This window comes from Fulvivirga sp. (assembly GCF_040218215.1).
Taxonomy (GTDB): domain Bacteria; phylum Bacteroidota; class Bacteroidia; order Cytophagales; family Cyclobacteriaceae; genus Fulvivirga.
Map to the genome: position 1 here is coordinate 38,730 of NZ_JAVJQL010000030.1, position 26,119 is coordinate 64,848.

Genomic DNA, 26,119 nt, shown 5'->3' on the forward strand with positions numbered 1-26,119 from the left:
TTTAATTTCTCACCAACTCATGGCGCATATTAAAAATGTAGTTCCTCAAAGCGTCTTGCCATGTTTTTGCAGGATCCCACTTTTTTCCGATAAAGACGTTTTGAGAATATATGTGCTTGATGTAAAACTTATAAACATTGGTGTTTAAAGTATGCGTAGTAACTTGAGTTTGCCCGTTTTCAATTACCTCGCTGACATAAGCTGACTGGTTTTCCCCTAGCGGATACTCGAGGAGGCTGCGAACACTTGCTACTGTAGAATGACAATAATAGAGCACATATTGTAAGCCTTGTGATCGGAGTTCCTTTTCGTCTGAGCCCAGCGGAACAATTTTCCATTTATATGGGTAATCGAGCATCACCTTTGCTATTTCGCTACTATCTGCAAATTGAGGGATAGCTAATGTTTCTGACGCAAAGTTGAGATCATAAAAATCCGATCTCCGCTTTTGAATCACATGCACCATCTCACCAAATTCCGGGGTTTCAATAATGAGAAGATTAGTACTTTCAATTTTTGAGTTTGCAGCCTTGCGATATACATCTTCCATCATGGCAGCTAAATCTTTACCATCTATTTTCCAGGCGTTTTGATTTTGCTGGATTAAAAACTGGCGATCAGTGAGTTTTACAAGGATTAACCTATAAAAGCTACCATCTGTCAAAATAAAGGCAGCATGCTTAATATCCCGTCCATCAAAGGCATCTAAAAACGCATGATAGGATTCATAGCCACTAAGCAAATCATCAAAATGATAATAGGCAACGGCATCAATACCAGATTTAGCCATACCTTTTTGAACAACGGACGCTACACTTTTCCATTCCGGCCGAATGCCTGATTGCTGATCGTTTAAGGTTTTAACAATAACAACAGTCTTGGTAGATAGTATCTCTTCTGGCAGTTGATCTATGAAATTAAGTGATTCAATCCGCTCATTTATGATAACTTCCTGAGCAACTGTAACCGTACATAAGGTGGAGAAAAATAAAAGAAGAAACAGAAATGATTTTGTTTTATTCATGAAAGATGAACGTACAATAGAGCACTTAATTATGAACATCAATTTAAACAGCAAAAATCTGGCTTTTGTCCTTAAATGCCTTGAACTCAAGTGCATTGCCGCATGGATCTAGAAAAAACATAGTGGCCTGTTCGCCAGGAAGTCCTTTGAACCTTATATGCGGGTCAATAATGAATTGGATGCCCAATTTTACCAGTTTTTCACTCAATGCTTCCCATTGATCCATTTCTAAAATAATCCCGAAATGTTTCACAGGGACAGCATCACCATCAACCTTATTGGTCGCAGCAATGCCCACTTCATCAGGTGCTAAATGAGCCACTACCTGATGGCCGAAAAAATCAAAATCAATCCACTGATCGGAGCTTCTTCCTGTTTTGCAGCCAATCACATTTACATAAAACTCTCTGGCAGCCTCAAGATTGTCGACAGGAAAGGCCAGGTGAAAAGGTTGTATCATCTTTTATTTTCGTTTAATCTGATATTCCTACGAATATACCATCTTCTCTGCTCTCCACCGAATAGGTGGTTAAATCATGGGTTCTTCTTTCACATTCTACACCATGCTTAAGGCTGAACCTGTAATTATGCCAAGGGCAAATTATTTCTCCCAGGTAATTCACCTTACCCTTACTCAAAGACTCTCCATTATGGGGGCATTTGTCATCGGTTACAAAATAACCATCATTATGCCGAGCCATGCAAAGCCTTTTGTTTCCTATTTGAAGTAATACGGCACTTTGTGGGCTAATGGTGTCATTAGCTGCGGCTTCCGATTCAAATACTTTGTACAATTTCATAATTCTTAGATTATAATAGCCGTATGGTGAAATTATCAAATCTTGTAGGCAAATAACATGATAACCAAAGGTATTTGACTGCAAATGAATTTGATGAAGCTAATAATACCATCATGTAATTGATTTAAAAAATACAGGAAAAGGAGCTATATTCAATTTTGATCAGACCTAAAAATATTATGAAAAGAACAATCACACTATTGCTTTGTGTATTTGCATACAATGCTTTTGCTCAAAGTGCCTTGAACAAGAAAACAGATAAACTTGCTGCGGAGGTGGAGCAAAGGATGATCGAGTGGCGCAGGGATTTCCATGAATATCCTGAACTATCGAACAGGGAATTTAAAACCGCAGAGAAAATAGCGGCACATCTAAAATCCTTGGGGATACAAGTTCAAACCGGGGTAGCAAAAACAGGCGTAGTTGGTATTTTAAAAGGCGGAAAACCTGGCCCGGTCATAGGCCTGCGGGCAGATATTGATGCCTTGCCAGTTACAGAAAGAACGCCAGTTCCTTTTGCCTCGAAAGTAAAATCTACTTACAATGAAATGGAAACCGGAGTAATGCATGCCTGCGGCCATGATACCCATATTGCCATATTGATGGCCACCGCAGAGGTGTTGTCCAAAATGAAAGCTGATTTGAAAGGCACCGTTAAGTTTATCTTTCAGCCTGCCGAAGAAGGAGCACCTGAAGGAGAAGAAGGCGGAGCAAAATTAATGGTGAAAGAAGGCGTGTTAAAAAACCCCGATGTTGATGTGATTTTTGGTTTGCATATTTCTGCAGATACCCCGGTCGGAATGATAAACTACAAGCCTGGAGGCACCATGGCGGCCTCAGATCGTTTTATCATTAAGGTCAAAGGCCAGCAGTCTCATGGTTCAAGACCATGGGGTGGCGTAGATCCTATAGTAGCCTCTGCCCAAATTATCAATGGATTACAGACAATTGTGAGTAGACAAACAGAATTGACCAAAGAGGCTGCCGTTATTTCCGTTGGCGTGATAAGAGGAGGTGTTCGTAATAATATCATTCCTGAAGAGGTGGAAATGATAGGTACCATCAGAACGCTTGATACTGACATGCAGAAGATCATTCACGAGAAAATAAAACTGACAGCAACTAAAATAGCCGAGAGCATGGGAGCCACCGCGGATGTTAATATTATTATTGGTTATCCAGTAACTTATAATGATCTGGAATTAACAGCTAAAATGGTACCTTCTATAAATAAAGCTGCAGGCGGTAATGTGCAGGTTGTTGATGCCGTGACAGGTGCTGAAGACTTTTCGTTTTTTCAACAGCAAGTACCTGGATTTTACTTTTTTGTTGGAGGAAGACCTTTGGAGGAAAAACCATTTAAACTTGGCGGTCATCATACTCCGGATTTTTATATTGAAGAAGCTGGAATGTTGACTGGATTAAAAGCAATGCTTAACGTTACAGTCGATTACATGGAAATGAAAAAATAAATGCTGCAACTGTACAAGGAGCCCTTTATCCAGGAAATTGAAGATCAACTTTTCAAGGATAAAGGGCTTCGTGTTTATATCAAGCGTGAAGACCAAATCCACCCCACTGTTTCTGGTAATAAGTGGCGCAAACTCAAGTACAATTTGCACGAAGCCAAAACTCAAGGTCACGACACACTTCTGACTTTTGGTGGTGCCTATTCAAATCACATCTATGCTACTGCTGCCGCTGCTCATGAGGCCGGATTTAAGTCTATTGGAATAATTCGTGGTGAAGAACTTGAAGATAAGCCTCTAAACAAAACACTTTCCTTTGCTACTGAACAAGGGATGCAGTTGGCTTTTGCAGATAGGGAGACCTATAGACAAAAGTCAGAATCAAATTTCATAAAAACCTTAGAGGAGGAGTACGGAAAGTTTTATCTACTTCCAGAAGGCGGGACAAATAACCTTGCTATAAAAGGTTGCGAAGAAATTTTAAGTGACAATGACAAACAGTATGATATTGTTTGCTGTGCGGTGGGCACAGGTGGCACAATTTCAGGTATTATAGCTGCCAGCCTTCCTGATCAACATGTCCTGGGGTTTTCAGCGCTGAAGGGGGATTTCCTGAAAAGTGAAGTTCAAAGGTTGTTGGAAAATTATTCAGCAAAGAAATTCAAAAACTGGTCAATCAATACAGATTATCATTTTGGAGGCTACGCCAAGACTAATCATGAGCTACTAGACTTTATTACTGATTTTGAACAAAGGCATCACGTACCATTAGATCAGGTTTATACTGGTAAAATGATGTTTGGAATTTATGACCTTATAAGCAAAAACCGCTTCAGGTCGGGAGCAAAAATCTTGCTTATACATACCGGTGGATTACAGGGAGCATTGAATAGCGGAATAAAATATTAAAAGTTTTTAAATGGTTGGTATTTGAAAGCAGCTTTTCTTTTTCTACCTTACTCACTTCTCATTCCAAATATTAACTTCTTTAAAACATGAAAATCATAGATGAATTTAAGGCCTTTGCTGTTAAAGGTAATGTAGCCGATATGGCTGTTGGTATAATATTGGGGGTAGCTTTTGGTAAAATTGTAACCTCCTTGGTCAACGACATAATTATGCCCCCTATCGGAATCTTAGTTGGTGGAATAAAATTTTCAGACCTTTCCCTGGTACTTAAGGAGGCGGTAGGTGAAACACCTGCGGTTACACTTAACTATGGCAACTTTCTGCAAGTAACCTTCGATTTTTTACTTGTGGCTTTTGCTGTTTTTATGATTGTTAAGGCAATAAATTCTGCTAAAAGGAAGGAAGATGCGGCTCCTGCTGCTCCTGCCGCACCACCTAAACAGGAAGTATTGCTGGAAGAGATTCGCGACTTGCTAAAGAAATAAGATATATGCTCTGCGCTTACTTCCGCTTGACAGAAGTAAGCCAGGCTCCAATCCCCCTGCGGCTGGGTTTGTCCAGAAGCATTCCGGCCTCACTAGCGCTCTTAACAGATTCTATAGTGTAGAATGCTTTTGGGAGATTGTTTTTAATTTCATTCAGCATTTCAGGAACATGATCTCTTTTAAGTACTGCAAATAACAACTGCTCGTGTCCTTCATTACTTTCAGCATTAACAATAGAATATCTAAAATCCTTAGCCCTAAGAAAGTCAGTGACTTTCGTTAGATCTTCAGCAGTTATTATTCTTATGATCACTTTCCCCAAGGCTATTTTCTCTTCTATGAGCATGCCCACCAAAATACCACCAGCGAATCCTGCCGGATATGCCACATAGCAATATACATTGTCCATGTGCTTAAAGATCTGGCCAATGGCCAACAGCCAAATGAGTGATTCTAAAAATCCCAGAATGGTAGCGATATACTTTTTGCCACCCATTACGAAAATAATTCTCACCGTATTGATGGAAACATCTAATATTCTGGCGAAAAAGATAAGAATGGGAACAACTACTAATCCAAAAGTATCGCTATCAATGCCGAATGTGCTAAAAAAATCTTCCATAATATATTATCCAAAAAGGTCAGAAAAAACGTCATTTATTTTTGAGAAAGAAAGGATTTTCATCTTGTATTTTGAAGTATCCAATCCTTTCAGGCCATACTTAGAAATATAAATAGTTTCGAACCCTAATTTCTCGGCTTCGGCTATTCTATTGTCCAGCCTGTTAACAGTTCTTAACTCACCACCAAGGCCAACTTCAGCAGCAAAGCAGGCTTTATCTGAAATAGATATTTCTTCCAATGAAGAAATGATAGAACAACATACCGACAAGTCCATAGCCGGGTCTTCAACTTTAATGCCTCCCGCCATATTTAAAAACACATCTTGAAGACCTAGTCTGAAGCCACAGCGTTTTTCTAAAACGGCCAATAACATGTTCAATCTTTTAGAGTCGAAACCTGTAGAACTCCTTTGTGGAGTTCCATAGGCTGCTGTACTTACAAGAGACTGAATTTCAATCATTAAAGGCCTGTTGCCTTCAATAGTGGCACCGATAGTAACACCTGTTAAGTCGCCTTCTTTTTGAGAGATTAAAATTTCAGATGGATTACTTACCTGCCTCAGCCCAGTGCCAATCATCTCATAGATGCCCAACTCTGATGTTGATCCAAACCGGTTTTTAGTGGTTCTTAATATTCTATAGGTCAAATGCCTGTCCCCTTCAAACTGCAGTACGGTATCTACCATATGTTCCAATACTTTAGGGCCGGCAATTGCACCATCTTTAGTAATATGGCCTACCAAAAAAATAGGTGTTGCGGTCTCCTTGGCGTATCTGATAAGTTCAGCGGTACATTGCCTAACCTGAGAAACACTTCCGGCAGATGACTCTGCCTGATCAGAATGTAATGTTTGAATAGAATCTACAATCATCAGGTCTGGTACAAGCTGCTCGGCTTGAGTAAATATTTTTTGTGTGGAGGTTTCTGATAGTATAAAACAATCACCTTTAATATTATCTGTCATTCTATCAGCGCGCATTTTTATTTGCTGCTCGCTTTCTTCACCAGAAACATAAAGGATTTTGCAGTTTAGGGTGAGTCCTATTTGCAGCATCAGCGTAGACTTACCAATTCCGGGTTCGCCTGCAATTAGAATTACTGACCCTGGAACTATGCCACCACCAAGAACACGGTTCAATTCAGTATCCAGGGTGTCTATCCTACTGATTTTTTCTGAGGTGATAGAATTGATGGGTTTAGGAGTGTTGCCCTTTTTTGAAGTTCCTGAGGTTTGCCAGTCGTTTTTTGAAGGTTTTTGAACAACCTCTTCAACAAAACTATTCCAGGCTTCACAAGAAGGGCATTTACCTAACCACTTTGCAGATTCATACCCGCAGCTTTGACAGAAATATGTGGATTTAACTTTAGCCAATGATCTATTGATTTTGAATCAAAATTGATGATTTAATTCATTGAATGAAATAATATCTCAAAAGATTGGGTATTTCATTTAATGAAGTTGTTGCCCTAGTTAAAATTCACGTTTTTTGCCATTATGAGCAAGAAAGTACTTTTAATGATATTAGATGGCTGGGGTCTTGGAACTGACCCTGAGATTTCTGCCATTGCGAAAGCAAACACTCCATTTGTAGATTCTTTATATAAAAAGTATTCACATAGCAAACTAGAGGCTTCAGGCCTGGCCGTAGGTTTGCCAGAGGGACAAATGGGTAACTCTGAAGTAGGCCATATGAATATTGGCGCTGGCCGTATAGTTTATCAGGACCTGGTAAAAGTTAACCTTGCTTTTAAAGAAAAGACAATTAATGATAATGAGGTAATAACTGAGGCCTTTGATTATGCAAAATCTAAAAATAAGAAAATCCATTTCATAGGGCTCCTATCTGATGGTGGGGTTCATTCACACATAGAGCACCTCAAAGGGCTTTGCACATTGGCTGCTGAAAAGGGCTTGCAAGATGTATTTGTGCATGCTTTTATGGATGGCCGTGATACCGACCCTAAAGGAGGTGAAGGATATATCAATGATCTGGAAGCCCATATGGGAAGAACCTCAGGAAAAATAGCTACAGTGATTGGCAGATACTATGCCATGGATCGAGACAATCGCTGGGAGCGTGTGAAACTCGCCTATGATTTAATGGTTAAAGGCGAAGGAGAAAAAGTTAATACAGCAATTCGAGGATTGTTGATGGCTTACCAAAATGGCGAAACTGATGAGTTTATAAAGCCGCTGGTCGTTACCAATGGAACGGACAAACCTATTGCAACCATTGAAGAAGGTGATGTGGTTCTGTGCTTTAACTTTAGAACTGATAGAGGCAGGGAAATTACACAGGCATTAACTCAACAGGATTTTCCTGAGCAGAACATGAAGAGGTTGGATCTTCATTATGTGACCATGACCAATTATGACAATACCTTCAAAAATGTGAAGGTGGTTTTTGATAAGGATAATTTAGTTAACACGCTAGGAGAGGTACTTGAAAAGGCAGGAAAAACCCAGGTTAGAATAGCAGAGACTGAAAAATATCCTCATGTTACATTCTTCTTTTCAGGTGGAAGAGAAGTACCTTTTGAGGGCGAGAAAAGATTGCTTTGTCCATCTCCAAAAGTTGCTACTTATGACTTACAGCCTGAGATGAGCGCAAATGATATCAAGGATAAGATTATTGAGGAGCTGAATTCTAATAAGCCTGATTTTGTTTGCTTAAACTTTGCTAACCCTGATATGGTAGGCCATACCGGAGTTTTTGAAGCAGCGGTTGAGGCTTGCGAAACGGTTGATCGATGCACAGAAGCAGTTGTTAATACAGCTCTGAAAAATGATTACATGACCATTATAATTGCCGATCATGGCAATTCTGATATTATGATTAACCCTGATGGTTCACCAAATACGGCACACACGACAAATCTGGTTCCATGCATATTTGTGGATAATGAATTTAAAGGAAAAGCTACTGATGGAAAATTAGGTGATCTAGCGCCAACTATTTTGAAGGTTATGGGCGTGGAGGCCCCTAAAGAAATGACAGGCAATATTTTGATCTGATGGGGCGCGTTTTATTCTTTTTACTGGCCATTGTGTCATTAGCTTGCGGTGACCTTAAACCTAAAGAAGTAGACCTTTATTACAATATTCAGTCCTTGATGGGCGATCAGGCTGCTGCATTGACGAAGGATGAAGTGGAGCTTCAGAAATTTGCTATAGTTAATGGTGACTCATCAACAAGTGTTTTTGTGCCTGATAGTCTTGGTTGGGCAGATGAATTTCAGATTATCATGGATGCTGATATTAATAAGCCAGCATTGCGGGGGCAATATACCATTTCTGAAGGCGATGCAGAAAACAGCAATTTGAAAATTTTAGCATATAGTGCCAATAGTGAAACGTTGCCTATTCAATCCTTTAAAGTATTCTATCTTGAGAAGATTGAAAACCTTAAAAGAATCGAGATTAAGATGAAGGAGTCAAATTCAATTTTTCAGGCATCAAAAAATATAATTCTGGATTTGGATGAAATAAAAAAGCAAAACAGAATTACCCATTATAGTATTAATGGCTATCAAAAAATGCTACTTCAGGACCGCGTTGACTTTAACGTCAGTTGCAGTCTTAAATATTAAAGTCTAAGCAACGCCTCTAGAAAACCCAGATTTTGTTTCTTGTTCTTAATTATTAAAACAGGAATATTTCCTTTAATACTTAAAACTTTATCGGCAACGCTTCCAAGAAGTACACTTGCCAGCCCGGTTCTACCTTTTGAAGTCATTATAATTAAGTCGCAACCAAACTTTTTAGCATCTTCATTTATCTTATCGGCTGGCTGATCATCATTATCTAGTGTAATGATTAGCTCTGTTTCAGCCTCATCGAGTTCAGTTTCCTTTACGAATAAAAGCGCATTGTTTTTAGCATGCCCTCTCATAATTTCAGAAAACTCTTCAAATGTTTTTCCGATAGTGTGATATCCGGAAGGTACAGTATAAGTGTTTTGAAGCGCTATTTTGGCACCAGTCTTTTCCGAGAATAGTTGTGCTTCGTTTATCGCAAATCTGCTTGATTTTGAGAAATCAACAGGCACCATAATTTTCGAGATTTTGATCGTAGCATTTTCAGGCACCATTAAAATTGAACAATGTGCCAATTTGGCCAACCGCCCGGGCAGCAGTCCACTTCCTTTAAGGGTTCCCTTGCGGCCAGTTATAATAAGGTCAATTTCTTTTATGTCAGACCACCTTAATATTTTATCTTCGGCATTGCCTTCCCTTACTTCAATTTTTACCTGCGTGCTTTCCGGACATTTTAAATACTGATCCAGTTTATCCTGAATTATCTTTTCCAAAGATTCATCCGCTGGTGCTAGTAGAGCAGGAAACTCTTTCAGTATTTCATTAGGAATTTCCAAACTGGGAGCCACATGATAGAAATAGAGGGCATCAATTGATAAAATTTCTGTCAGATATGATGTATAAGCAATTAACTGATTGTCCATCTCAGTTAAATCAAGGGCAACTAAAACTCTTTTTATAGGAAACATAGTTATTGCGATTTGTCGTTGCTTAAAGTTAAATCAAATTTTGGGAATGACTAAACCAATTATGTAATCTCAGTTTTTAATTTATAATTAGTCAAACCCATCTAAACTCGATAAATTTGCAGCCTCATTTTGTAACTACTTCATGGCTAATAAAAGAGGAAAAGACCCCCTTAAAGAAGAAGATAAAAGACCCCTTAATAAAAGTAATTTTAAAAAACTGCTGGGTGTGTTCCAATACATCACTCCGTATAAAACCACTTTTATTGTTGGGATGATATGCCTGATATTTAGCAGCACTACTCTGTTGGTGTTTCCTTACCTGGCAGGAAAGCTCATGGATGTAGCGTCTGGCAAACCATGGATTGTTAATTCCATAACGCAAATAACCCTTGGGCTAATTGGAGTATTGTTCTTTCAAAGTATCTTCTCGTTCTTCAGGGTATATCTATTTGCCCAGGTTAGTGAGCGGTCTATGGCAGATGTTCGAAAGGCGGTATTCAGCCAAATGGTTATGTTGCCTACCACCTTTTTTGACAGCAGAAGAATTGGTGAATTAATCAGTCGAATTACATCAGATGTTTCAATGCTTCAAGATACATTTTCAACTACTCTTGCTGAGCTGTTCAGGCAAATAGCGACATTAATCATTGGAGTGGGTATTATATTCTATATTGCGCCTAAGCTTACACTTTTTATGTTGGCCACATTTCCAGTGCTTGTGCTAAGTGCACTTGTTTTTGGCAAATCGATCAGGAAGCTGTCAAAAGCTACTCAGGATAAATTGGCTGAAGCCAATACTGTAGTTGAAGAGACATTACAGGCCATTAATGTTGTAAAGGCTTTTACCAATGAGATTTTTGAGAAAAAGAGATATGCAAAAAGCCTTGATGAAGTTGTAAACATAGCACTCAAAACAGCAACCTATAGGGGAGCATTTATATCATTTGTCATCTTTGCTCTTTTTGGAGGCATTGTGGCCGTAATGTGGTACGGGGCTACTTTGGTAGAGTCAAGCGCCATGACCGTTGGTGATCTACTTTCGTTTGTTTTGTACACTACCTTTATTGGAGGTTCTATTGCTGGATTGGGAGATATTTATGGTCAGGTTCAAAGGGCTATAGGTGCTTCAGAAAGGGTGTTGGAAATTATAGATGAGCATAGGGAAGATATTAATGAGTTTACTCATAAATCCAAGCTTAAAGGAGAGATAAGCTTCAAGAATGTGGTGTTTGCTTATCCTACCCGGAAGGAGTTATCCGTATTGAAGGATATCAGCTTCAATATTGGTGCAGGTCAGAAAGTTGCATTGGTTGGACAAAGCGGGGCTGGTAAATCAACTATCATCCAATTGCTTTCCAGGTTTTATGATGTAAGTGAGGGAGAGATACGAATGGATGGCAAAGTGCTCGCAGATTATGATTTGAGCTTACTCAGACAAAATATTGGCTTGGTCCCTCAGGAGGTGATGCTCTTTGGGGGTACTATAAAGGAAAATATAGCTTACGGAAAGCCTAATGCTACTGACGAAGAAATAAACGAGGCAGCAAAAAAGGCAAATGCATTTGAGTTTATTGATAAATTTCCTGAGAAGATGGAAACTATTGTTGGTGAAAGAGGGGTTAAGCTATCAGGAGGTCAAAGGCAGCGAGTAGCCATTGCAAGAGCAATCTTAAAAGACCCTGCAGTTTTGATTTTAGATGAGGCTACAAGTAGTTTAGATGCCGAATCTGAGCACTTGGTGCAGCAGGCACTTGATGAGTTGATGAAAGGAAGAACAACTATTATGATTGCTCACAGATTGGCCACCATTCGTAAAGCAGATAAAATATTCGTTTTAAAAGAAGGCGAAATTGTGGAGCAGGGGAGTCATGAGGAATTATCTTCAGATACTACAGGAATTTATAGTTACTTGTCCCGCCTTCAATTTCAATTGAATTAGTAACTTTGAGCAATGCGTGTTAAGGAAATTTTGAGTGACTACGATCTAAAGTCTACTTCCTGTAGAAATGAAGTTCTATCAATGTTTCTGAAAGCCAATCAGGCACTTGGCCAATCTGATATTGAGAAGGAGGTTGATCCTTCACATGATAGGGTAACGGTCTATCGAACTTTAAAGACTTTTTTGGATAAGGGGTTGGTGCACAAAGTACTTGATGATGCGGGTATCACTAAATATGCACTATGTAATGAATGTGCAGAAAATGCTCATAATCATGAACATGTACATTTCAAATGCGAAATTTGTGGACAAACATCATGTCTTGAAAAAATAGCAATACCCACAGTAAATTTGCCAAAAGGATATAAAATCATGGAAAAAAACCTATTAATTCAAGGTGTTTGCGCCAAGTGCAATTGATAATGAGACTACTTTTTTTTCCTTTTTTGAATAAACAATCCGTGTAAGATTTTTTCTATTATTTAATTTATTATTTTTACAATTGATATATTGGTAATAATGTTTTTGGTTCAGATTGTTACCTAAAATTTAATTGATAAATTGTCGTTTATTTAGTTCGGTAATAATCCCAAAGAATGCTGTTAATTTCTCTTTTCAATAGTTCGCATGACTCCATTCTCTTCGGCTTATTTGCGGTTATTATTGTCGTTTTCCTAGTAATTGACTTAGGGGTTCTTAATAAGAGTGCGCACAAAATTTCCACTAAATCTGCCCTATATCAGTCTATATTTTGGGTAGCTATATCTATAGGATTTGGGTACCTTATTTATTGGTATGGAGACGGGGCCGATGCCTCTATTACTTTCTTTACAGCTTACTTAACAGAGTACGCCTTATCAGTAGATAACATATTTGTAATCCTTTTGATCTTAAGGTACTTTTCTGTTAAAGATGAGTACTATCACAGCATTTTGTTTTGGGGAATATTGGGAGCACTGGTTTTCAGGGCAATATTCATTTTTGTTGGTGCTTATTTGATAAGTCAGTTTTATTGGATACTCTACATATTTGGAGTGTTTCTTGTCTATTCAGGTATTAAAATTTTCTTTGAAGATGGAGAAGAAGAAATTGATCCGGGTAAGAACCCACTTTTAAAGCTGGCTCGCAAATATCTTAAAATAACCAAGAGCGATTATGGCGGAAGATTTATTATATGGAGAAATAAAAAGCTTTTGTTTACACCGCTATTTTTGGTGATAATCTTAATTGAAACAACAGATTTAATATTTGCTGTTGACTCTATACCAGCTGCATTTGCCATCACTCAAAATGAGTTTTTGATTTACACGTCTAACATTTTTGCGATTCTTGGTTTAAGAGCCAAATTTTTTCTGCTAGCAGGTATTATCGACAAATTCTACTTATTACAAAAGGGACTTTCTTTTATCTTAATATTTATAGGAGCCAAGATGCTGCTTGAAATTATCCACGTGGATATTCCTATAAACATTAGCTTTTTAGTGATTATAGTAGTGTTGGGAGGCTCAATAGTTATGTCTCTGATTATTCCTGAAAAAGGAAAGAAAGAAGATGCCCCCGAAGAAAAAAATGTAGATGTTGAAAAGCAAGTTAGTCCTGAGAAAGAACTCTTGTAATCGTCTCTTTTGGAATAACTTTCAACAAATTTTCATAGCTTAGAAATTCATCTGGCAGCATCACCACTCTAAAATGTGGGATTGACTGAAGAATGGTCAAAAAGCTACTACGTATGAGGTGCTTGTCAGCATCAGATAGTTCAGATGAGCTCCCCTTTTTTATAGTGGCCAGCAACGTTACATCTTCAGCCACCATATTTTCAATTTTATTAAGGTGATTGGAGCACATTTTTATGAGTCTGCTCATGTATTCATCACTTACTGCCGCATAGTCTATTTTACCTTGAAGGCTATCAAGCTGACTCCAATTTTGAAGTAAAAACCCTTCAACGGCTATCATACTTTCTTCTAAATCTTCATCTGAAAACCCCAACGTTTCTTTGAAGGCGACCAAAAACTTTCGTTCAGCATCCTCTACTTTTTTATCTGACCACACAGTAAGAATGGCCAATTCAAGCAAAAACTTGCGAATAATCCAAGGGTCAGAGTCCTGAACCGGGATTTCCTGAATTCCCATGCCATGATCAAAATACTCTTTGGCCACCCTGCGTTTTTCGGCAGGTAGCGTAGTGGTAGTAAGAAAATGCTCAAATAATGTCCTCTCTTCCTCTTCCACTTTTGAATTTGCATGTGCTGAAGCAGCAATTACCTTTACAGACGTAAAACTCATTTCTTCTTTTTCGCCTTTAAAGAAGTCAAGAAGAACATCATCAGGATGTGTGTGACTCCACTGCCCGAAAATATAAATATCAAGAAAGAGCTGATTTCTGCTAAAGAAATTTTGCCAGAAATTATTCTTTTTAGAACCAATCTGAGCAACTCTTTTTTCCAGTATTTGCTCTGTCAGTTCGGTGTCGTTCTTTTTCTTGCCAAGCCAGGTTTTAGATGATATACTGAGCTCCGGATAGACACCTTTGTAAAAGTTGTTGATTCCGGTTAGTGTTTGACTAATATGATTGTCAAAATCTTCTTCGGTCTCAATCTTTTCCCCGGAATAAAGTGCTGCTATATTAAACAGGCTATCTGCCATCAACACTTTAATTCCCTCATCCTCACTCCATGAGGCTTCATCTGCAATGCCAAAGGCATTTACAGGATGTCCATACATGATACCTGTTGGCTGAATGATGCCATAAAAGGACTGATCTGGATGCTTACCTAATTTGGATTGGTTGAACTCTTTGGTTTTAAGAAATGCCGATTTTCGATACTCGATGAAGTCAGTAAGCCAGCCTGATTTTGACGGATTCATTGTGAAAATTTACAACAAAAAGTTAACAATAAGAAAACCTTATTTCGGTATCACTACTCCTTCAGTATGCGCTATTGTCTGATAAAGTGCTGATATTTTTTTAGTTACAGGACCGATAGAATTACCAATCTTTCTGCCATCTATCTGTAACACAGGGGTTATCTCGCCCATAGTGCCAGTTACAAACACTTCATCTGCCGTGTACATTTCAGAAATTGAAATACGCTTTTCTTTTATCGCAATATTATTTTTTTCACACAGGCTAATGACATTGGCACGGGTTATACCTGGCAGACAACTGTCAGCAAATGGGGTTTTTACAGATTCTTTGTTAATGAAAAAGATATTAGTGGCATTGGTTTCGGAAACAAACCCATCAACATCCAGCATAACAGCATCTTCTACGCCAGCAAGATTGGCTTCTATCTTGGCCAAAATGTTATTGACCAGATTGTTGTGATGGATTTTAGAATCAACACACTGCGGAGGGTTTCTTCTGATTGAGGAGGTTATTAGGCTAATACCATTATTGTCATAGACAGGTTTTTTCCACTCTGCCAGCACTATAAGTGTTGGTCCATACTGATTGTAGTGTGGGCTCATTCCTGAAGTTACTTTTTTACCTCTGGTAAGCGTGAGCCTGATATGAGCCTCATCATACATGCCATTGGCTTTTAAGGTTTTTAATACCTCTGCTTTTATTTCATTTTTGTCCGGAATTTGTGCGAATGCCATGGCTTTTGCAGAGTTGACCATTCTGTCGAGATGCTCATCAAGCATAAAAACCTTGCCGTCATAGATTCTCAGCCCTTCCCATACGGCATCTCCACCTTGCACGGCACTATCAAAAACCGAAATTTTGGCCTCATCACGGTGTAGTAGCTCTCCATTGATGTTGATTAGAATGTTTTCATTTCTCGAGTCTGGCAGTTTGATCATATTCAATTAAGTTTTATCGCGTTTTCGTATAAATAGTCATAATAAGGAATGCACTCTTCAAGCAAAGGCTGCACATGAGAAGGTACTTCCGCCTTTTTCTTAGTGTAAGGCTCAAAACCCGTTGACTTGTGTACATTTTGATACCAATGCTTGGCCCAAACACCATCCTCTTTCCTTGGCTTAGCTTCCCATTCGAGCATATCAGGCTCGAATTTGATTTTCAGTATCGCGCATAATTTTTTTAAAGTGCTCTCCGGATTTAAAAGTAACTGCCTTGAGTCTATGACTGCCGGTGTTCTTCCTAAACCTTTTAGTTTTTTCAAAAGATCTACCTGCATTTTCAAACCCGTGTCTCTCATAATTGGGTTAGGAATCTGGTTCACTAATGAAGGCAGCATTTCCCTGGGATCCCTGATGAGAAACACATTGTCATAATCCAATAGCAACTCATCGCTAAGCCCTATCCAGTGATGCGCCATATTTTTTAAGAATAATATTGGTGTTGTTTTAGCCTGCTTGTTTAGCTGATGAATTACCTTGAGCCCATCAGTTTCCATATTATTGATGACCTCCTGCTTTCCGGGGTGGTCAGCATCTGTCTTAGTTAGATAATGACCATATAGCGGTTCGTCCACAACATAAGTATCAGAGCGCTGGGCAAAAGAATACATCAGGGCTGTAGAAACATTTCGTGGCCCCGACCAAAGCGAGATTATTTTCATTGGGGTGTAAGCTATTAAAATTGGAGAGTAAATACAATATGAATATCTTCAAGTTGCAATGCCCAGAAGTTTACAAAGATTAATTTTTGCTACAGCCCTATTTATCATCAGTATGTCACTGGGTGCTGTGGGTTATATTATAATTGAAGGCTTTGCACCTCTTGATGCCATCTATATGGCTGTTATAACATTTGCCACAGTTGGTTATAATGAAGTAAACACCCTTTCTAGCGATGGAAAGATATTTACCATCATTTTTATCATGGTAAATCTGGGCATCTTTGCTTATACAGTGTCGGTATTGTCATCCTTCTTTTTTGAAGGGGAATTGAGGAGGGTTTTTAAAAATATAATAACTTCAAGAGACGTGAAAAAATTGAAAAACCATGTAATAGTCTGCGGGTTTGGGCGGAACGGTATTAAAGTATGCGAAGAGCTCAGAAATGATAATATTGAATTTATTGTAATTGAGTCTAACAGCGAAATCATTAGCTCATTCCCGGAGGATAAAAATTATTTTTTCATTAATGGCAATGCCACGCTTGATGAAGTGCTGATGGAAGCGGGAATAAAGGAGGCAAGTACTATTATTTGTAGCCTTCCACTGGACGCAGATAATGTTTTTATTACCCTTACAGCTCGCGAGCTGAATAAAAAGATGAAGATTATTTCAAAAGCCAATGAACCAACTTCAGAGAAAAAGCTCTACCGGGCAGGGGCTAATTATGTGGTAATGCCTGACAGACTTGGAGGTATTCATATGGCCAATTTGATTACTAAGCCTTATGTTATTGAGTTCCTTGAACTGCTGAATGGTGTTGGTGATAGCAAACTGGTATTAGAAGAGGTGAGCCACGATAAGCTTAAACTGGAATATCAGAATAAATCACTTCGCGAGCTTGATGTGCGTAATAAAACCGGAGCGACTATTATTGCCTTTAAAGATGAAGTAGAGGGATTTATATTTAACCCACACTCAGAAAAGGCAGTGCAGAAAGGCGATGTTCTGATTGTACTAGGTAATACCAAAAACATCGTTCAGTTTAAGCAGGTGTTTGTGGTTTAGAAATTCCTCGCAGGTGTTCAATGAGGTTTTATTGTTTTCACCAGCACTCATCCTCGTTTGTAACGAGGATGTTAGAGACCTGCATTTAAAATGCGGTAAAGGAAAATCAAAAAAAATTAAAATGTCAGGAGATAGATATAAAATACAAGACCAGCAGGCCTGTTATTTCATAACAATGACAGTAGTCTATTGGATAGATGTCTTTAGCAGAAAAGAGTATCGGGACATTATAGTTGATTCCCTGAATTATTGTACTGATCAAAAAGGATTGAAATTGTATGCCTGGGTAGTAATGAGTAATCACGTGCATATTGTTGGGCAGGTAGAATCAGAGTTAGGAATGTCAGGTTTTTTAAGGGATTTTAAAAAATACACCTCAAAGAGAATAATTGAGGCTATTGTAGAGATATCCGAAAGTAGGAGGGATTGGTTGGTCGATAAATTTTCTTTTGAAGCTAAAAGGACTGGAAGAGCAGAGAACTATAAGCTGTGGAAGGATGATAACCATGCCATTGACATGAGTGATATTAATCTAGTGAACAAGATTGATTACATACATGGATAATCCTGTGCGGGCAGGTTTAGAAGAATTTCCTGATCATTATTTGTACAGCAGTGCAAGAGATTATGCAGGAATAAAAGGATTAGTTAAAGTCACTATAGCCTGACATACGTTGAAAACGTATAGCTCATTCATCCTCGTTGCAAACGAGGACGAGAGGGGGTTCATTAATATGCATACTCTGGCGCACATCTGTGATGCGTGACTTATTCTAATTGCACTCGTTAAAAACGAGCGCTAACGGAAGGGATTTATTTTCAACCCACATTCAGAAAAGGTAGTGCAAGAAGGCGATCCTTTGATTGTATTAGGCAATACCAAAAACATTGTACAGTTTAAGCAGGTGTTTGTGGTTTAGAAATTCCTTGCAGGTGTTAAATATGATTCTATTGTTTCAACTCGTTACAAATGAGAGCTAGCGAAGCTTTAGGAGTTGCTTGTGCCGATAAGAATAGAAATAATAATTATGGCAGCTACTACTAGTAATGGTATTAGACATCCTGAAATGAATTTTGGGGGCCTTTAAGGTACTTGACTACCTGGTGCATCACCTCTGTATTTATAACTGGTAAAGGTCAATAGTTAATCAATATTTAGCTTTCAAAGAATTCATAAAATCACTTAAACCCAATCTGCTTTCCACGCCAGCCCTTCGCTTCTATATCTTCTGCGGTTTTTAGCACTTTGTCTTTTAGCTGTGTTTTATAGGTCTCCAGATTTTTGCCAATTTCCTCATCAAAAGCACCAATGATTTCAGCAGCTAGAATGCCTGCATTTTTAGCACCATCAAGTGCTACAGTCGCTACTGGTATGCCTCCCGGCATTTGTAGAATAGAAAGGATAGAATCCCAACCATCAATAGAGTTACTTGATTTTACTGGAACGCCAATAACAGGTAAAGTGGTAATGGAAGAAACCATACCCGGTAAATGTGCCGCACCGCCAGCGCCAGCAATAATCACCTTCAATCCACGCTCTTTGGCTGACTTCGCATAATCATACATTCTTTCTGGTGTTCTGTGTGCAGAAACAACAGTCAGCTCATATTCTACCTTAAGTTCTTCCAAAATTTCAGCAGCATCTTTCATTACTCTTAAATCAGAGTCGCTGCCCATGATTATACCTACTAGTGGCTTGCTCATAATCTATGCTTTTACTTTCAATGTATTTTTTACCAGATCAACAGCCTTTTTGAGCGCTGCCGTATCATTATTTCTTATCGTAACATGCCCCATTTTTCTAAAGGGCTTAGTAGTCAATTTTCCATACAAATGGACATGCACCCCTTTTTCTGCCATTACTTTTTCCAACCCTTCATATTTGGCGATGCCAGTAAAGTCCTCTTCACCCAGTAAGTTAACCATGGCCGAAGGCAGCAGGATATCCGTATTGCCCAAAGGCAAATTGAAAATGGCTCTCAGGTGCTGCTCATATTGTGATGTAAAATTAGCTTCTATGGTTTGATGACCACTGTTATGCGGACGAGGGGCTATTTCATTGACCAGCACTTTTCCATCTTTAGTCACAAACATTTCAACAGCTAAAAGGCCAACCATTCCCAATCGGTTGATCACTGTCTTAGCTATCTCTTGAGCATCAGATTCTATATCAGCACTGATATCTGCTGGCGAAAACAAATACTCTACCATATTGGCCTCAGGGTGAAAAACCATTTCCACAGCAGGGAAGGTTTTAACCTCACCGCTCTCATTTCTTGCAACAATGACGGCAATCTCCTTATTGAAATCTACCAGTTTCTCCAGCAAACTTGGTGCTTCAAAGGCCTTATCAAGATCGGCTTCAGTTCTAAGAATTTGAACACCCCGGCCATCATAGCCTTCTTTTCCCAGCTTGTTAACAGCCGGCAGAAAGTTTTTATGGGTGATTACAGTTTCCTTATTATCGGTCAGGATAAATTCTGCGGTAGGTATATTATTATCTTTATAATACTGCTTTTGGATACGCTTGTCTTTTATCAGCTCGACAACCTCAGGTTGTGGATAAACTTTTACACCTTCTTTGGCCAATTGCTTCAGGGCATCCGTGTTTACATTTTCAATTTCAATGCTGATGAGATCGCAACCCTTACCAAAGTTGTAAACAGTGTCATAATCGGTGAGCTTGCCAACAATAAATTCTGAAACAATGTTTTTACAAGGAGCATTGGCATCAGGGTCAAGGATTTTGATATCGATATTAAAATCCAGTGCAGACTGCACGAGCATTCTGCCTAACTGGCCACCGCCTAATATTCCTAGTTTTTGTTCCTGTATTCCTTTGGTCATTCTAATTCAATCGTATTTATCTTATCTCCAACCTCCATTTTATGCACTACGTCCATGCCCTCAGTCACTTTTGCAAAGATAGTATAACTTCCATCTAAATGAGGAGTAGGTGAATGTGTAATGAACCACTGAGTTCCCTCAGTGTCTTGACCTGCCGAAGCCATGCCCACACTGCCTTCTTCATATCTCAGGTTCGCAAATTCGGAACGGATCGAGTAATCTTCTCCTCCATAACCATCGCCACGATTACAGCCTCCTTGGATAACAAAATTAGGAACTACCCGATGAAAGTTCTTACCATTATAATAACCAGATTTGGCCAATGCAATAAAATTAACCACGGAACCAGGCGCATCATTTACCAGCATTCTCAATTTGACAACGCCTTTATCCGTTGAGATTTTTACAATTTGTTCTTTGTCGATGCCTTTAATAGCCGGCCAATCAATAGGATGGTTATATTCATTTTCAGGCGCTGTGTATTCCTCATTATTAAAGAATGCAATGGCCCTATCTAGCATTTGAATGGCTTCAATATCTTTTGGCAACTGAAGTGTGCTTCTTACCTCAGTTAAAAACTTAGCAGAATCATAGACGGCTTTAAAGTTCAGATCAGGGTCAGTGATTACTGATCCTGCCACAGCTATCATGGCAATGTCTTTGGTTTCAATGGCTTGCTTAAAAATATCTGCAAATGGCGCTTCTAATTTTTGAGGGAAGTTTTCATTAACACGCATTGTCGCTAATGCAGTAATACCTGCTGTGCCGATAGCCTTAGGTGTCTCTGCAAAAGTCTTTGTTACCACAAATTCATGAGCCAGCGGGGAGTTTCCTAGCGCACCGAGTAGATCGGCTTTATAATAATCGGATGCTGCATTATTATATTCGCTAATAATGGCCTCAATGACCGGTTGTTTATCCTCTGCAAGTTTCAGCTGTGTACCTAATAGGGCAGCATTTATTCTGCCGGGTAAACCTTGCTTGGTTAAAGAGGTAACGGCTTCAAGATCATTTTCATTGGCCTTGTTAGCAACTATGCCGGCAGCTGTAATTCCAACATTCACATTTTCATCATCGAGGGATTCAAAGACTGCGGTTTTGATATCCTTAAATTCAAATTTTGTTAAAGATCTTAATGCATTGACTCGTACTCTGTAATCAGAGTCTTTGGCTATAGCTGTAAGTGCGTCTAATGATTTAGGTTCAATAGCATTGCCAAGCGCCAATGCGCTGGCCATTCTCACAAATGGTGATTTGTCTTTAGAGGCAGATTTAATGATCAATCCTGACCGGCCTTTTAAATCCAAATTTCTGCTTCGGCCTAAGAAATGTGCTGCACCTAATCTTGTCATATAAGAATTAGAGCTGTCTAATAATGAAATGGCTAAATCAACAGAAATACCATCATGCACATTTCTGAGACCAGCTCTGTATAATCCCCAAGCCAGACCTTGCTTGTCATCAGAGGTTTTAAGTGGCCAATATTGAAGCTGTCTTAATTTTTCCTGAGTAATTACCTTGCCCAATGATTCTAGTAACTGCTGCCTTACATAAACGCTGTCCTCAACCTCCAGGCTGCTAACTATTGGAGCAATAGCAGCAGTGTCTTTCATTTGGCCGAGCGCATAGGCCGCAGCTTTACGTACTTTAGGCGAACCGTCATTCAAGTTAAAAGCCACATTTTTGATGGCGGAGGTATCTTGTATGGAACCAAAGCCTAGTGTAGCCTCATACCTAAGCGTGTCATTTTCATGTCTTAGATAGGGCAATAGTTGTTTGGAGTCTCTCTTATCAATGAGATCATAAATTTTAACCAGCTCCTCATTTTCAAATTTATTGGAAACAGGACTCTCAACTTTTTCAACCTGGCTTTGACAGGCAGAAATGATAATGATAATCAGTGCAACGGGCCAGCTCTTTAATAATTTATACATGCTAAAAAATTTATGCTAAGTTATGTCTTTAATGTGATACGTCTTTTATCGTTTCCCAAATCCTATCCACCCAGTCGATGTGCTGGTGCTTCATCAGGCAGCTTCTTAAGCAGGTTACATACTCTTGATCTTTTTCAATATTGTCCCATTCGTTCGAAAGAAGTTTAACTGGTATTTTTATTAGAGCCAGATGAACTCCTTTTTTAGCAGTCTTTTCAAAAATTTCATTTGATTTGGCACTGATACTACTAAGTGAACTTCCTGTTGGTGCCCAAACAACAATATCTATTTCAGGTTTAAATAGAGAAATGGATGCTTCATCATTTTCAATATGTTCATAAAGCTTTAAGGCCGCTGAATGACATTTTTCAAGTCCATTGGCGAAATCACTTTTAGGCTTGATTGGAAAATATTTCATAGTGGCCCAAAGTGCCACAGCTGCTGCACCGGCTCTGGAACATTCGAGGCTGATTTCACCCAAATGTAGTTCTGCCGAGCTGAAATACGTGTACGGAGAATTATGTTGATAATAGCCACCCACCAAAGGGTCTTTGAAAAGGATACACCCACAACCATAGGGCTGCAGTCCATGTTTATGTGGATCTATTACAATACTATCAGCATGGTGGATATTAGCATATTGTTCTGTAGTTTCAGGAGCCAGGTTTTCTGCTAATTTGAAATAACCTCCATAGGCTGCATCTACATGAATTCTGAAATTATATTTTTTCTGCAGCGGAAGAATTTCGGTGAGTGGATCTACCGATCCGGTACCTGTTGTACCTAATGTACAAACCACTGTACCCACATTTTTTGTCTTTAATATTTCCTCTAAAGCAGATGCATCCATTCTGCCCAGATTATCACAACCTACTTTTGAAAACCCCAACCCAACCACCTCTGAAATACGCTCATGTGTATAATGTGCCATTTCTGAGGCCACAACAATCTTATCAGGATGAATTTTTCTGGCGATCCAAAGTGCCTCCATATTAGCCATGGTTCCACCTCCGGTCAAATGACCTAAATGCTCTTGCCAGCCAAACATATTGGCAATTTCTGCCACGGCCTCTTTTTCAAGGGATGAACTCGCTCTTCCTCCATCTAAGGCATGATTGTTTGGGTTTATGTGCATTGCTAAGGTGTAAGCCAGTCGGGCAATGGGGTGCGGAGGCTTAAGCATTTGGCCAGCATAATTGGGATCAAAATAGGGATAGTTGTCACCCATTTTATCAGCAACTTCTGATAGAACCTTTTCCAGAGAAGCATAATTTACGTTCGTCTCATGTATTGGATATCCAAAATTATTCTGGAGTTTTTCTAAAGCAGCACCTAATATTTCGAGTTCTTTTTGCCATTGCATAGGTCAATAATACCGCATTTAGGGGGCATTACAAACTGCTTTTTGCTCAAAGAATATTTTTTGGAACAATGTTTGGTTATGTTTGAAAAGATCAAACAATGGGGTTATGAAAATACTACTTACAATAATGAGCCTGGGGTTATTATTAACCTTTAGCGCATGCAGAATTTCTGATGAAGGTCCCATTGGGCCTCAAGGCCCTCAGGGTAATGATGGTCCTCAGGGCCCACAAGGAGAACCTGGAGAGGAAGCCTATGTTTTTGAATATGAAGGTGTTTCTTTTACCGGACCGGAATATGAAGTTATTCTGCCTTATGCTGATGATTTTACGGCACTTACTTCTGATGTCACTTTAGTTTATCTCTTGTGGGGAACAGATGAGGTCAATGGTGAGACAGTTGAAGTTTGGAGACCTTTGCCTCAGTCAATCATCACGGCCAATGGATTGTTGCAATATAATTTCGACTTTACCATTTATGATGTGAAGTTGTTTTTAGACGCACAATTTCCCTTAGACAACCTGACTGCTCAAGATACAGATAACTGGATAGTTAGAATAGTGGTAGTTCCTGGAAAGTTCTGGAATGGTAGAAAAGGATCAACACCAAGTTATGATGAAGTAGTTGAACTATATAATCTGCCAGACTTGGGTAAAAGGGAGAACATAATTGAAAGAAAGAGATAGTATAAGACGGCTTTATTTTTCAACCACAGAGAACGCTGAGTGCACAGAGAAAAACACAGAGAATTGAGCATAAAATTTATTTCTTTACAGTAAGACCGCTCTGTGGCTCTCTGTGCCCTCTGCGGTTTACTGCATTTTAATACCCATTTTTTCCATGAGGGCACTGGCATTAAAACTCTTGCAAATGCCATCATCTAACTTATATGGAAAGATAATTTCAGTGCCATTGACTTCACTGTTAAAGCTATAGTTGGTAACGTTGTTTAATTCCTTTTCAAGTTTACCCAGCTCAAGATCATGGGTTGAGATTAATCCGAATGAATTGGTTGTAGAAAGCTGCTTGGCTAAAGAAACAGCCCCGTTGTGACGGTCATGTGAGTTGGTTCCTTTTAATATTTCATCCAGCATAAATAAAACAGGCTTACCTTTTTCAACCTCATCAAGCAGGGATTTTATCCGCTGTAACTCAGCATAGAATGAGGAAACATGCTCTTCTAAATTATCTTCCGTACGCATGCTTGTAAACACCTGTAGCTCAGAAACAGTAAAGTTTTTAGCACAAACAGGTGCTCCGGAAAGTGCAAGTGCAATGTTTACACCTAATGTTCTAAGAAATGTGCTCTTACCAGACATGTTGGAACCTGTAATTATTGACAGCGCCCCTTTACCCTCCAAAGCGTAGCTATTACTTACTCGCTCGTGCTTTTTTATTAGTGGATGAGCAATGTCCTCACCTTTCAAATTGTAATCTTCTGAACTGACAGTAGGGAATGAAAATTCAGGGTTGCTGTAAGCCAATCCACTTAAACTGCAAATAGCTTCAAACTCGCTTATTGAATCAAACCAAAGGGATACGTCTGCGATATTTTTTCTTTTCCATCGCTCTGCCATAAACATGATGTGAAGATCGAATAGCGTTAATGAGTCAATCAGAACATAAAACAATCCAGATCGTGCATTTAAAAAATCTAGTATTTTATATAAATTGAGAATAGCGTTGGATGCTTTTTTATCCTCACTAACCAGTTTGTCTTTTAAGGAATTTAAAAGCTCACTTTCAAAGGTTGAGTCCTCCAGATGTTTTATCAGTGCGCTATAGCTGGCCAGCAAATTGATATGATCTGAAACCGATAGTGATAGGTTTTGAATGTGCTTGCTGAAGCGGCTTAAAACTATTCCGTTAAGGGTAAGCATGCCCAATATATAATAGAAGCTTATGTCTGCAGCAAAGTATAGAATGACGCTGCTGAGTGTAATTACAGGAAGTACCCATGCTAATATGTTATAAGCTTTATTATAAATATATGGCTCATTGATCCACTTTATCAGTAGTTCTGGATTGGCCTTTTCATTTTTATGATGCAATCCGCTGGCCTGAAATTTTTGCCTCCAGTCTATTTTTGGGCTTAATTCTTTAACCGCTTTTTGCCTGCTTTCAATGATTTCCTTTTTTGAAAATTTTGAAAGCCATTGTGCCAATTTTCTTCTGCCACCATTTGTAGTGGATCTATTGACTAGCTGATAAATGGAGTTAGAACCAAAAATATCAAGATCGTTGATGTACTGATGGTTTTTGTCTTTGAAATTAGCCCCATCTTCCTGATCCCTTAAATCGCCATTAAAAATTTTGAGTTCGTCTTCGTTAATTTTTTGAAGGATGCTTTCTTGCTTACGCTTATAAGATATTCGTCTGTGTATTTTGACAAAAACCCCAAATACAAAAGGGAAGGAAAAAGCGGTTATACCTAAGCCATAGCCCATTTTGGCATTGGCGAAATATACAGCAAGCACCAGGTAAAGAAGAAAAATGAAAATTCTACCAAATGCAATAAAGTTATACTGCTTATTAAGCCTTGACCACTCAAGCTTATGATGGTCTAATTTTTCCTGAAATATTGCTTCTGGTGATGTCATCAGTTTCAATTTAACGCATTAGAATG

General features: G+C 38.8%; 25 protein-coding genes. 11 read left to right on the plus strand and 14 right to left on the minus strand.

Annotated features, from left to right (window positions below):
- Position 1: 1 nt before the first annotated feature.
- The 3 genes from RIB54_RS22165 to RIB54_RS22175 are packed head-to-tail and all read right to left on the minus strand — an operon-like array spanning position 2 to position 1,824.
- Positions 2–1,024, minus strand: a complete 1,023-nt coding sequence (locus RIB54_RS22165) for a hypothetical protein (RefSeq protein ID WP_350103079.1) — start codon at positions 1,022–1,024, stop codon at positions 2–4.
- Between the two features lie 43 nt (positions 1,025–1,067).
- Positions 1,068–1,484, minus strand: coding sequence for a VOC family protein (locus RIB54_RS22170; RefSeq protein ID WP_350103081.1), 417 nt, complete (start codon positions 1,482–1,484; stop codon positions 1,068–1,070).
- A 13-nt stretch (positions 1,485–1,497) separates the two neighbouring features.
- On the minus strand, positions 1,498–1,824 hold the full coding sequence (locus RIB54_RS22175) for a Rieske (2Fe-2S) protein (RefSeq protein WP_350103083.1): 327 nt from the start codon (positions 1,822–1,824) through the stop codon (positions 1,498–1,500).
- A gap of 179 nt (positions 1,825–2,003) precedes the next feature.
- On the opposite strand from RIB54_RS22175, the gene RIB54_RS22180 reads away from it, so the two are divergent.
- The 3 genes from RIB54_RS22180 to mscL all read left to right on the plus strand — a co-directional run bounded on the left by RIB54_RS22180 (position 2,004) and on the right by mscL (position 4,687).
- Entirely contained in the window at positions 2,004–3,296 is a 1,293-nt protein-coding gene (locus RIB54_RS22180; RefSeq protein WP_350103084.1) for an amidohydrolase, read from the plus strand.
- Positions 3,297–4,202, plus strand: coding sequence for a 1-aminocyclopropane-1-carboxylate deaminase/D-cysteine desulfhydrase (locus RIB54_RS22185; RefSeq protein ID WP_350103086.1), 906 nt, complete (start codon positions 3,297–3,299; stop codon positions 4,200–4,202).
- 86 nt (positions 4,203–4,288) lie between these two features.
- Entirely contained in the window at positions 4,289–4,687 is a 399-nt protein-coding gene (gene mscL, locus RIB54_RS22190) for a large-conductance mechanosensitive channel protein MscL (protein WP_350103087.1), read from the plus strand.
- A gap of 16 nt (positions 4,688–4,703) precedes the next feature.
- Here mscL and RIB54_RS22195 read toward each other — a convergent pair whose 3' ends face one another.
- Both RIB54_RS22195 and radA read right to left on the minus strand, forming a co-directional pair.
- Positions 4,704–5,309 (minus strand): DUF2179 domain-containing protein, encoded by a 606-nt coding sequence (locus tag RIB54_RS22195; protein WP_350063766.1) that lies wholly within the window; start codon positions 5,307–5,309, stop codon positions 4,704–4,706.
- A 6-nt stretch (positions 5,310–5,315) separates the two neighbouring features.
- The gene (radA, locus tag RIB54_RS22200) at positions 5,316–6,683 is read right to left on the minus strand and encodes a DNA repair protein RadA (protein ID WP_350063765.1); all 1,368 of its coding nucleotides are present in this window, start codon (positions 6,681–6,683) and stop codon (positions 5,316–5,318) included.
- 123 nt (positions 6,684–6,806) lie between these two features.
- Between radA and gpmI the strand changes: the two genes are divergently transcribed.
- The gene (gene gpmI / locus RIB54_RS22205; RefSeq protein ID WP_350103089.1) at positions 6,807–8,327 is read left to right on the plus strand and encodes a 2,3-bisphosphoglycerate-independent phosphoglycerate mutase; all 1,521 of its coding nucleotides are present in this window, start codon (positions 6,807–6,809) and stop codon (positions 8,325–8,327) included.
- Complete coding sequence (locus RIB54_RS22210) at positions 8,327–8,902, plus strand: hypothetical protein (RefSeq protein WP_350063761.1); 576 nt, start codon at positions 8,327–8,329, stop codon at positions 8,900–8,902. Before gpmI ends, RIB54_RS22210 begins: the two co-directional genes overlap by 1 nt.
- On the opposite strand, the gene RIB54_RS22215 is transcribed toward RIB54_RS22210, so the two are convergent.
- Entirely contained in the window at positions 8,899–9,816 is a 918-nt protein-coding gene (locus RIB54_RS22215; RefSeq protein ID WP_350103090.1) for a universal stress protein, read from the minus strand. The two genes, RIB54_RS22210 and RIB54_RS22215, sit on opposite strands and share 4 nt — an antisense overlap.
- A 142-nt stretch (positions 9,817–9,958) precedes the next feature.
- On the opposite strand from RIB54_RS22215, the gene RIB54_RS22220 reads away from it, so the two are divergent.
- From RIB54_RS22220 to RIB54_RS22230, 3 genes are all read left to right on the plus strand, one after another.
- Complete coding sequence (locus RIB54_RS22220) at positions 9,959–11,755, plus strand: ABC transporter ATP-binding protein (RefSeq protein ID WP_350103092.1); 1,797 nt, start codon at positions 9,959–9,961, stop codon at positions 11,753–11,755.
- Between the two features lie 12 nt (positions 11,756–11,767).
- Positions 11,768–12,175, plus strand: a complete 408-nt coding sequence (locus RIB54_RS22225) for a Fur family transcriptional regulator (protein ID WP_350063755.1) — start codon at positions 11,768–11,770, stop codon at positions 12,173–12,175.
- Positions 12,176–12,351: 176 nt separating this feature from the next.
- Positions 12,352–13,371 (plus strand): TerC family protein, encoded by a 1,020-nt coding sequence (locus tag RIB54_RS22230; RefSeq protein ID WP_350103093.1) that lies wholly within the window; start codon positions 12,352–12,354, stop codon positions 13,369–13,371.
- On the opposite strand, the gene RIB54_RS22235 is transcribed toward RIB54_RS22230, so the two are convergent.
- The 3 genes from RIB54_RS22235 to RIB54_RS22245 are packed head-to-tail and all read right to left on the minus strand — an operon-like array spanning position 13,346 to position 16,284.
- Positions 13,346–14,623: a hypothetical protein gene (locus RIB54_RS22235; protein ID WP_350103095.1), complete on the minus strand. Its 1,278-nt coding sequence runs from the start codon at positions 14,621–14,623 to the stop codon at positions 13,346–13,348. The genes RIB54_RS22230 and RIB54_RS22235 overlap by 26 nt on opposite strands.
- A gap of 39 nt (positions 14,624–14,662) precedes the next feature.
- Positions 14,663–15,562 (minus strand): aminotransferase class IV, encoded by a 900-nt coding sequence (locus RIB54_RS22240; protein WP_350103096.1) that lies wholly within the window; start codon positions 15,560–15,562, stop codon positions 14,663–14,665.
- A gap of 2 nt (positions 15,563–15,564) precedes the next feature.
- Entirely contained in the window at positions 15,565–16,284 is a 720-nt protein-coding gene (locus tag RIB54_RS22245) for a sulfotransferase-like domain-containing protein (protein ID WP_350103098.1), read from the minus strand.
- 58 nt (positions 16,285–16,342) lie between these two features.
- Between RIB54_RS22245 and RIB54_RS22250 the strand changes: the two genes are divergently transcribed.
- On the plus strand, positions 16,343–17,350 hold the full coding sequence (locus tag RIB54_RS22250) for a potassium channel family protein (protein WP_350103100.1): 1,008 nt from the start codon (positions 16,343–16,345) through the stop codon (positions 17,348–17,350).
- Between the two features lie 121 nt (positions 17,351–17,471).
- Positions 17,472–17,915 (plus strand): transposase, encoded by a 444-nt coding sequence (locus RIB54_RS22255; protein WP_350103101.1) that lies wholly within the window; start codon positions 17,472–17,474, stop codon positions 17,913–17,915.
- 614 nt (positions 17,916–18,529) lie between these two features.
- Here RIB54_RS22255 and purE read toward each other — a convergent pair.
- The 4 genes from purE to RIB54_RS22275 are packed head-to-tail and all read right to left on the minus strand — an operon-like array spanning position 18,530 to position 23,494.
- Positions 18,530–19,054 (minus strand): 5-(carboxyamino)imidazole ribonucleotide mutase, encoded by a 525-nt coding sequence (gene purE, locus RIB54_RS22260; RefSeq protein WP_350103102.1) that lies wholly within the window; start codon positions 19,052–19,054, stop codon positions 18,530–18,532.
- A 3-nt stretch (positions 19,055–19,057) separates the two neighbouring features.
- Positions 19,058–20,197: a 5-(carboxyamino)imidazole ribonucleotide synthase gene (locus RIB54_RS22265; protein WP_350103104.1), complete on the minus strand. Its 1,140-nt coding sequence runs from the start codon at positions 20,195–20,197 to the stop codon at positions 19,058–19,060.
- Complete coding sequence (locus RIB54_RS22270; RefSeq protein WP_350103106.1) at positions 20,194–22,131, minus strand: peptidylprolyl isomerase; 1,938 nt, start codon at positions 22,129–22,131, stop codon at positions 20,194–20,196. Before RIB54_RS22270 ends, RIB54_RS22265 begins: the two co-directional genes overlap by 4 nt.
- 28 nt (positions 22,132–22,159) lie before the next feature.
- Entirely contained in the window at positions 22,160–23,494 is a 1,335-nt protein-coding gene (locus RIB54_RS22275; protein WP_350103107.1) for a pyridoxal phosphate-dependent decarboxylase family protein, read from the minus strand.
- 106 nt (positions 23,495–23,600) lie between these two features.
- Between RIB54_RS22275 and RIB54_RS22280 the strand changes: the two genes are divergently transcribed.
- A complete protein-coding gene (locus RIB54_RS22280) occupies positions 23,601–24,179 on the plus strand; it encodes a hypothetical protein (protein ID WP_350103109.1) in 579 nt (192 codons plus the stop codon).
- A 126-nt stretch (positions 24,180–24,305) separates the two neighbouring features.
- On the opposite strand, the gene RIB54_RS22285 is transcribed toward RIB54_RS22280, so the two are convergent.
- Positions 24,306–26,093, minus strand: a complete 1,788-nt coding sequence (locus RIB54_RS22285; protein WP_350103110.1) for a MutS-related protein — start codon at positions 26,091–26,093, stop codon at positions 24,306–24,308.
- Positions 26,094–26,119 lie beyond the last annotated feature (26 nt).

What these genes read in the sequence shown, in the direction of transcription:
- RIB54_RS22165 (WP_350103079.1), bottom strand. Translation starts at nt 1,024, where the DNA reads ATGAATAAAACAAAATCATTTCTGTTTCTTCTTTTATTTTTCTCCACC.
- RIB54_RS22170 (WP_350103081.1), bottom strand. Translation starts at nt 1,484, where the DNA reads ATGATACAACCTTTTCACCTGGCCTTTCCTGTCGACAATCTTGAGGCT.
- RIB54_RS22175 (WP_350103083.1), bottom strand. Translation starts at nt 1,824, where the DNA reads ATGAAATTGTACAAAGTATTTGAATCGGAAGCCGCAGCTAATGACACC.
- RIB54_RS22180 (WP_350103084.1), top strand. Translation starts at nt 2,004, where the DNA reads ATGAAAAGAACAATCACACTATTGCTTTGTGTATTTGCATACAATGCT.
- RIB54_RS22185 (WP_350103086.1), top strand. Translation starts at nt 3,297, where the DNA reads ATGCTGCAACTGTACAAGGAGCCCTTTATCCAGGAAATTGAAGATCAA.
- mscL (WP_350103087.1), top strand. Translation starts at nt 4,289, where the DNA reads ATGAAAATCATAGATGAATTTAAGGCCTTTGCTGTTAAAGGTAATGTA.
- RIB54_RS22195 (WP_350063766.1), bottom strand. Translation starts at nt 5,309, where the DNA reads ATGGAAGATTTTTTTAGCACATTCGGCATTGATAGCGATACTTTTGGA.
- gpmI (WP_350103089.1), top strand. Translation starts at nt 6,807, where the DNA reads ATGAGCAAGAAAGTACTTTTAATGATATTAGATGGCTGGGGTCTTGGA.
- RIB54_RS22210 (WP_350063761.1), top strand. Translation starts at nt 8,327, where the DNA reads ATGGGGCGCGTTTTATTCTTTTTACTGGCCATTGTGTCATTAGCTTGC.
- RIB54_RS22215 (WP_350103090.1), bottom strand. Translation starts at nt 9,816, where the DNA reads ATGTTTCCTATAAAAAGAGTTTTAGTTGCCCTTGATTTAACTGAGATG.
- RIB54_RS22220 (WP_350103092.1), top strand. Translation starts at nt 9,959, where the DNA reads ATGGCTAATAAAAGAGGAAAAGACCCCCTTAAAGAAGAAGATAAAAGA.
- RIB54_RS22225 (WP_350063755.1), top strand. Translation starts at nt 11,768, where the DNA reads ATGCGTGTTAAGGAAATTTTGAGTGACTACGATCTAAAGTCTACTTCC.
- RIB54_RS22230 (WP_350103093.1), top strand. Translation starts at nt 12,352, where the DNA reads ATGCTGTTAATTTCTCTTTTCAATAGTTCGCATGACTCCATTCTCTTC.
- RIB54_RS22235 (WP_350103095.1), bottom strand. Translation starts at nt 14,623, where the DNA reads ATGAATCCGTCAAAATCAGGCTGGCTTACTGACTTCATCGAGTATCGA.
- RIB54_RS22240 (WP_350103096.1), bottom strand. Translation starts at nt 15,562, where the DNA reads ATGATCAAACTGCCAGACTCGAGAAATGAAAACATTCTAATCAACATC.
- RIB54_RS22245 (WP_350103098.1), bottom strand. Translation starts at nt 16,284, where the DNA reads ATGAAAATAATCTCGCTTTGGTCGGGGCCACGAAATGTTTCTACAGCC.
- RIB54_RS22250 (WP_350103100.1), top strand. Translation starts at nt 16,343, where the DNA reads ATGCCCAGAAGTTTACAAAGATTAATTTTTGCTACAGCCCTATTTATC.
- RIB54_RS22255 (WP_350103101.1), top strand. Translation starts at nt 17,472, where the DNA reads ATGTCAGGAGATAGATATAAAATACAAGACCAGCAGGCCTGTTATTTC.
- purE (WP_350103102.1), bottom strand. Translation starts at nt 19,054, where the DNA reads ATGAGCAAGCCACTAGTAGGTATAATCATGGGCAGCGACTCTGATTTA.
- RIB54_RS22265 (WP_350103104.1), bottom strand. Translation starts at nt 20,197, where the DNA reads ATGACCAAAGGAATACAGGAACAAAAACTAGGAATATTAGGCGGTGGC.
- RIB54_RS22270 (WP_350103106.1), bottom strand. Translation starts at nt 22,131, where the DNA reads ATGTATAAATTATTAAAGAGCTGGCCCGTTGCACTGATTATCATTATC.
- RIB54_RS22275 (WP_350103107.1), bottom strand. Translation starts at nt 23,494, where the DNA reads ATGCAATGGCAAAAAGAACTCGAAATATTAGGTGCTGCTTTAGAAAAA.
- RIB54_RS22280 (WP_350103109.1), top strand. Translation starts at nt 23,601, where the DNA reads ATGAAAATACTACTTACAATAATGAGCCTGGGGTTATTATTAACCTTT.
- RIB54_RS22285 (WP_350103110.1), bottom strand. Translation starts at nt 26,093, where the DNA reads ATGACATCACCAGAAGCAATATTTCAGGAAAAATTAGACCATCATAAG.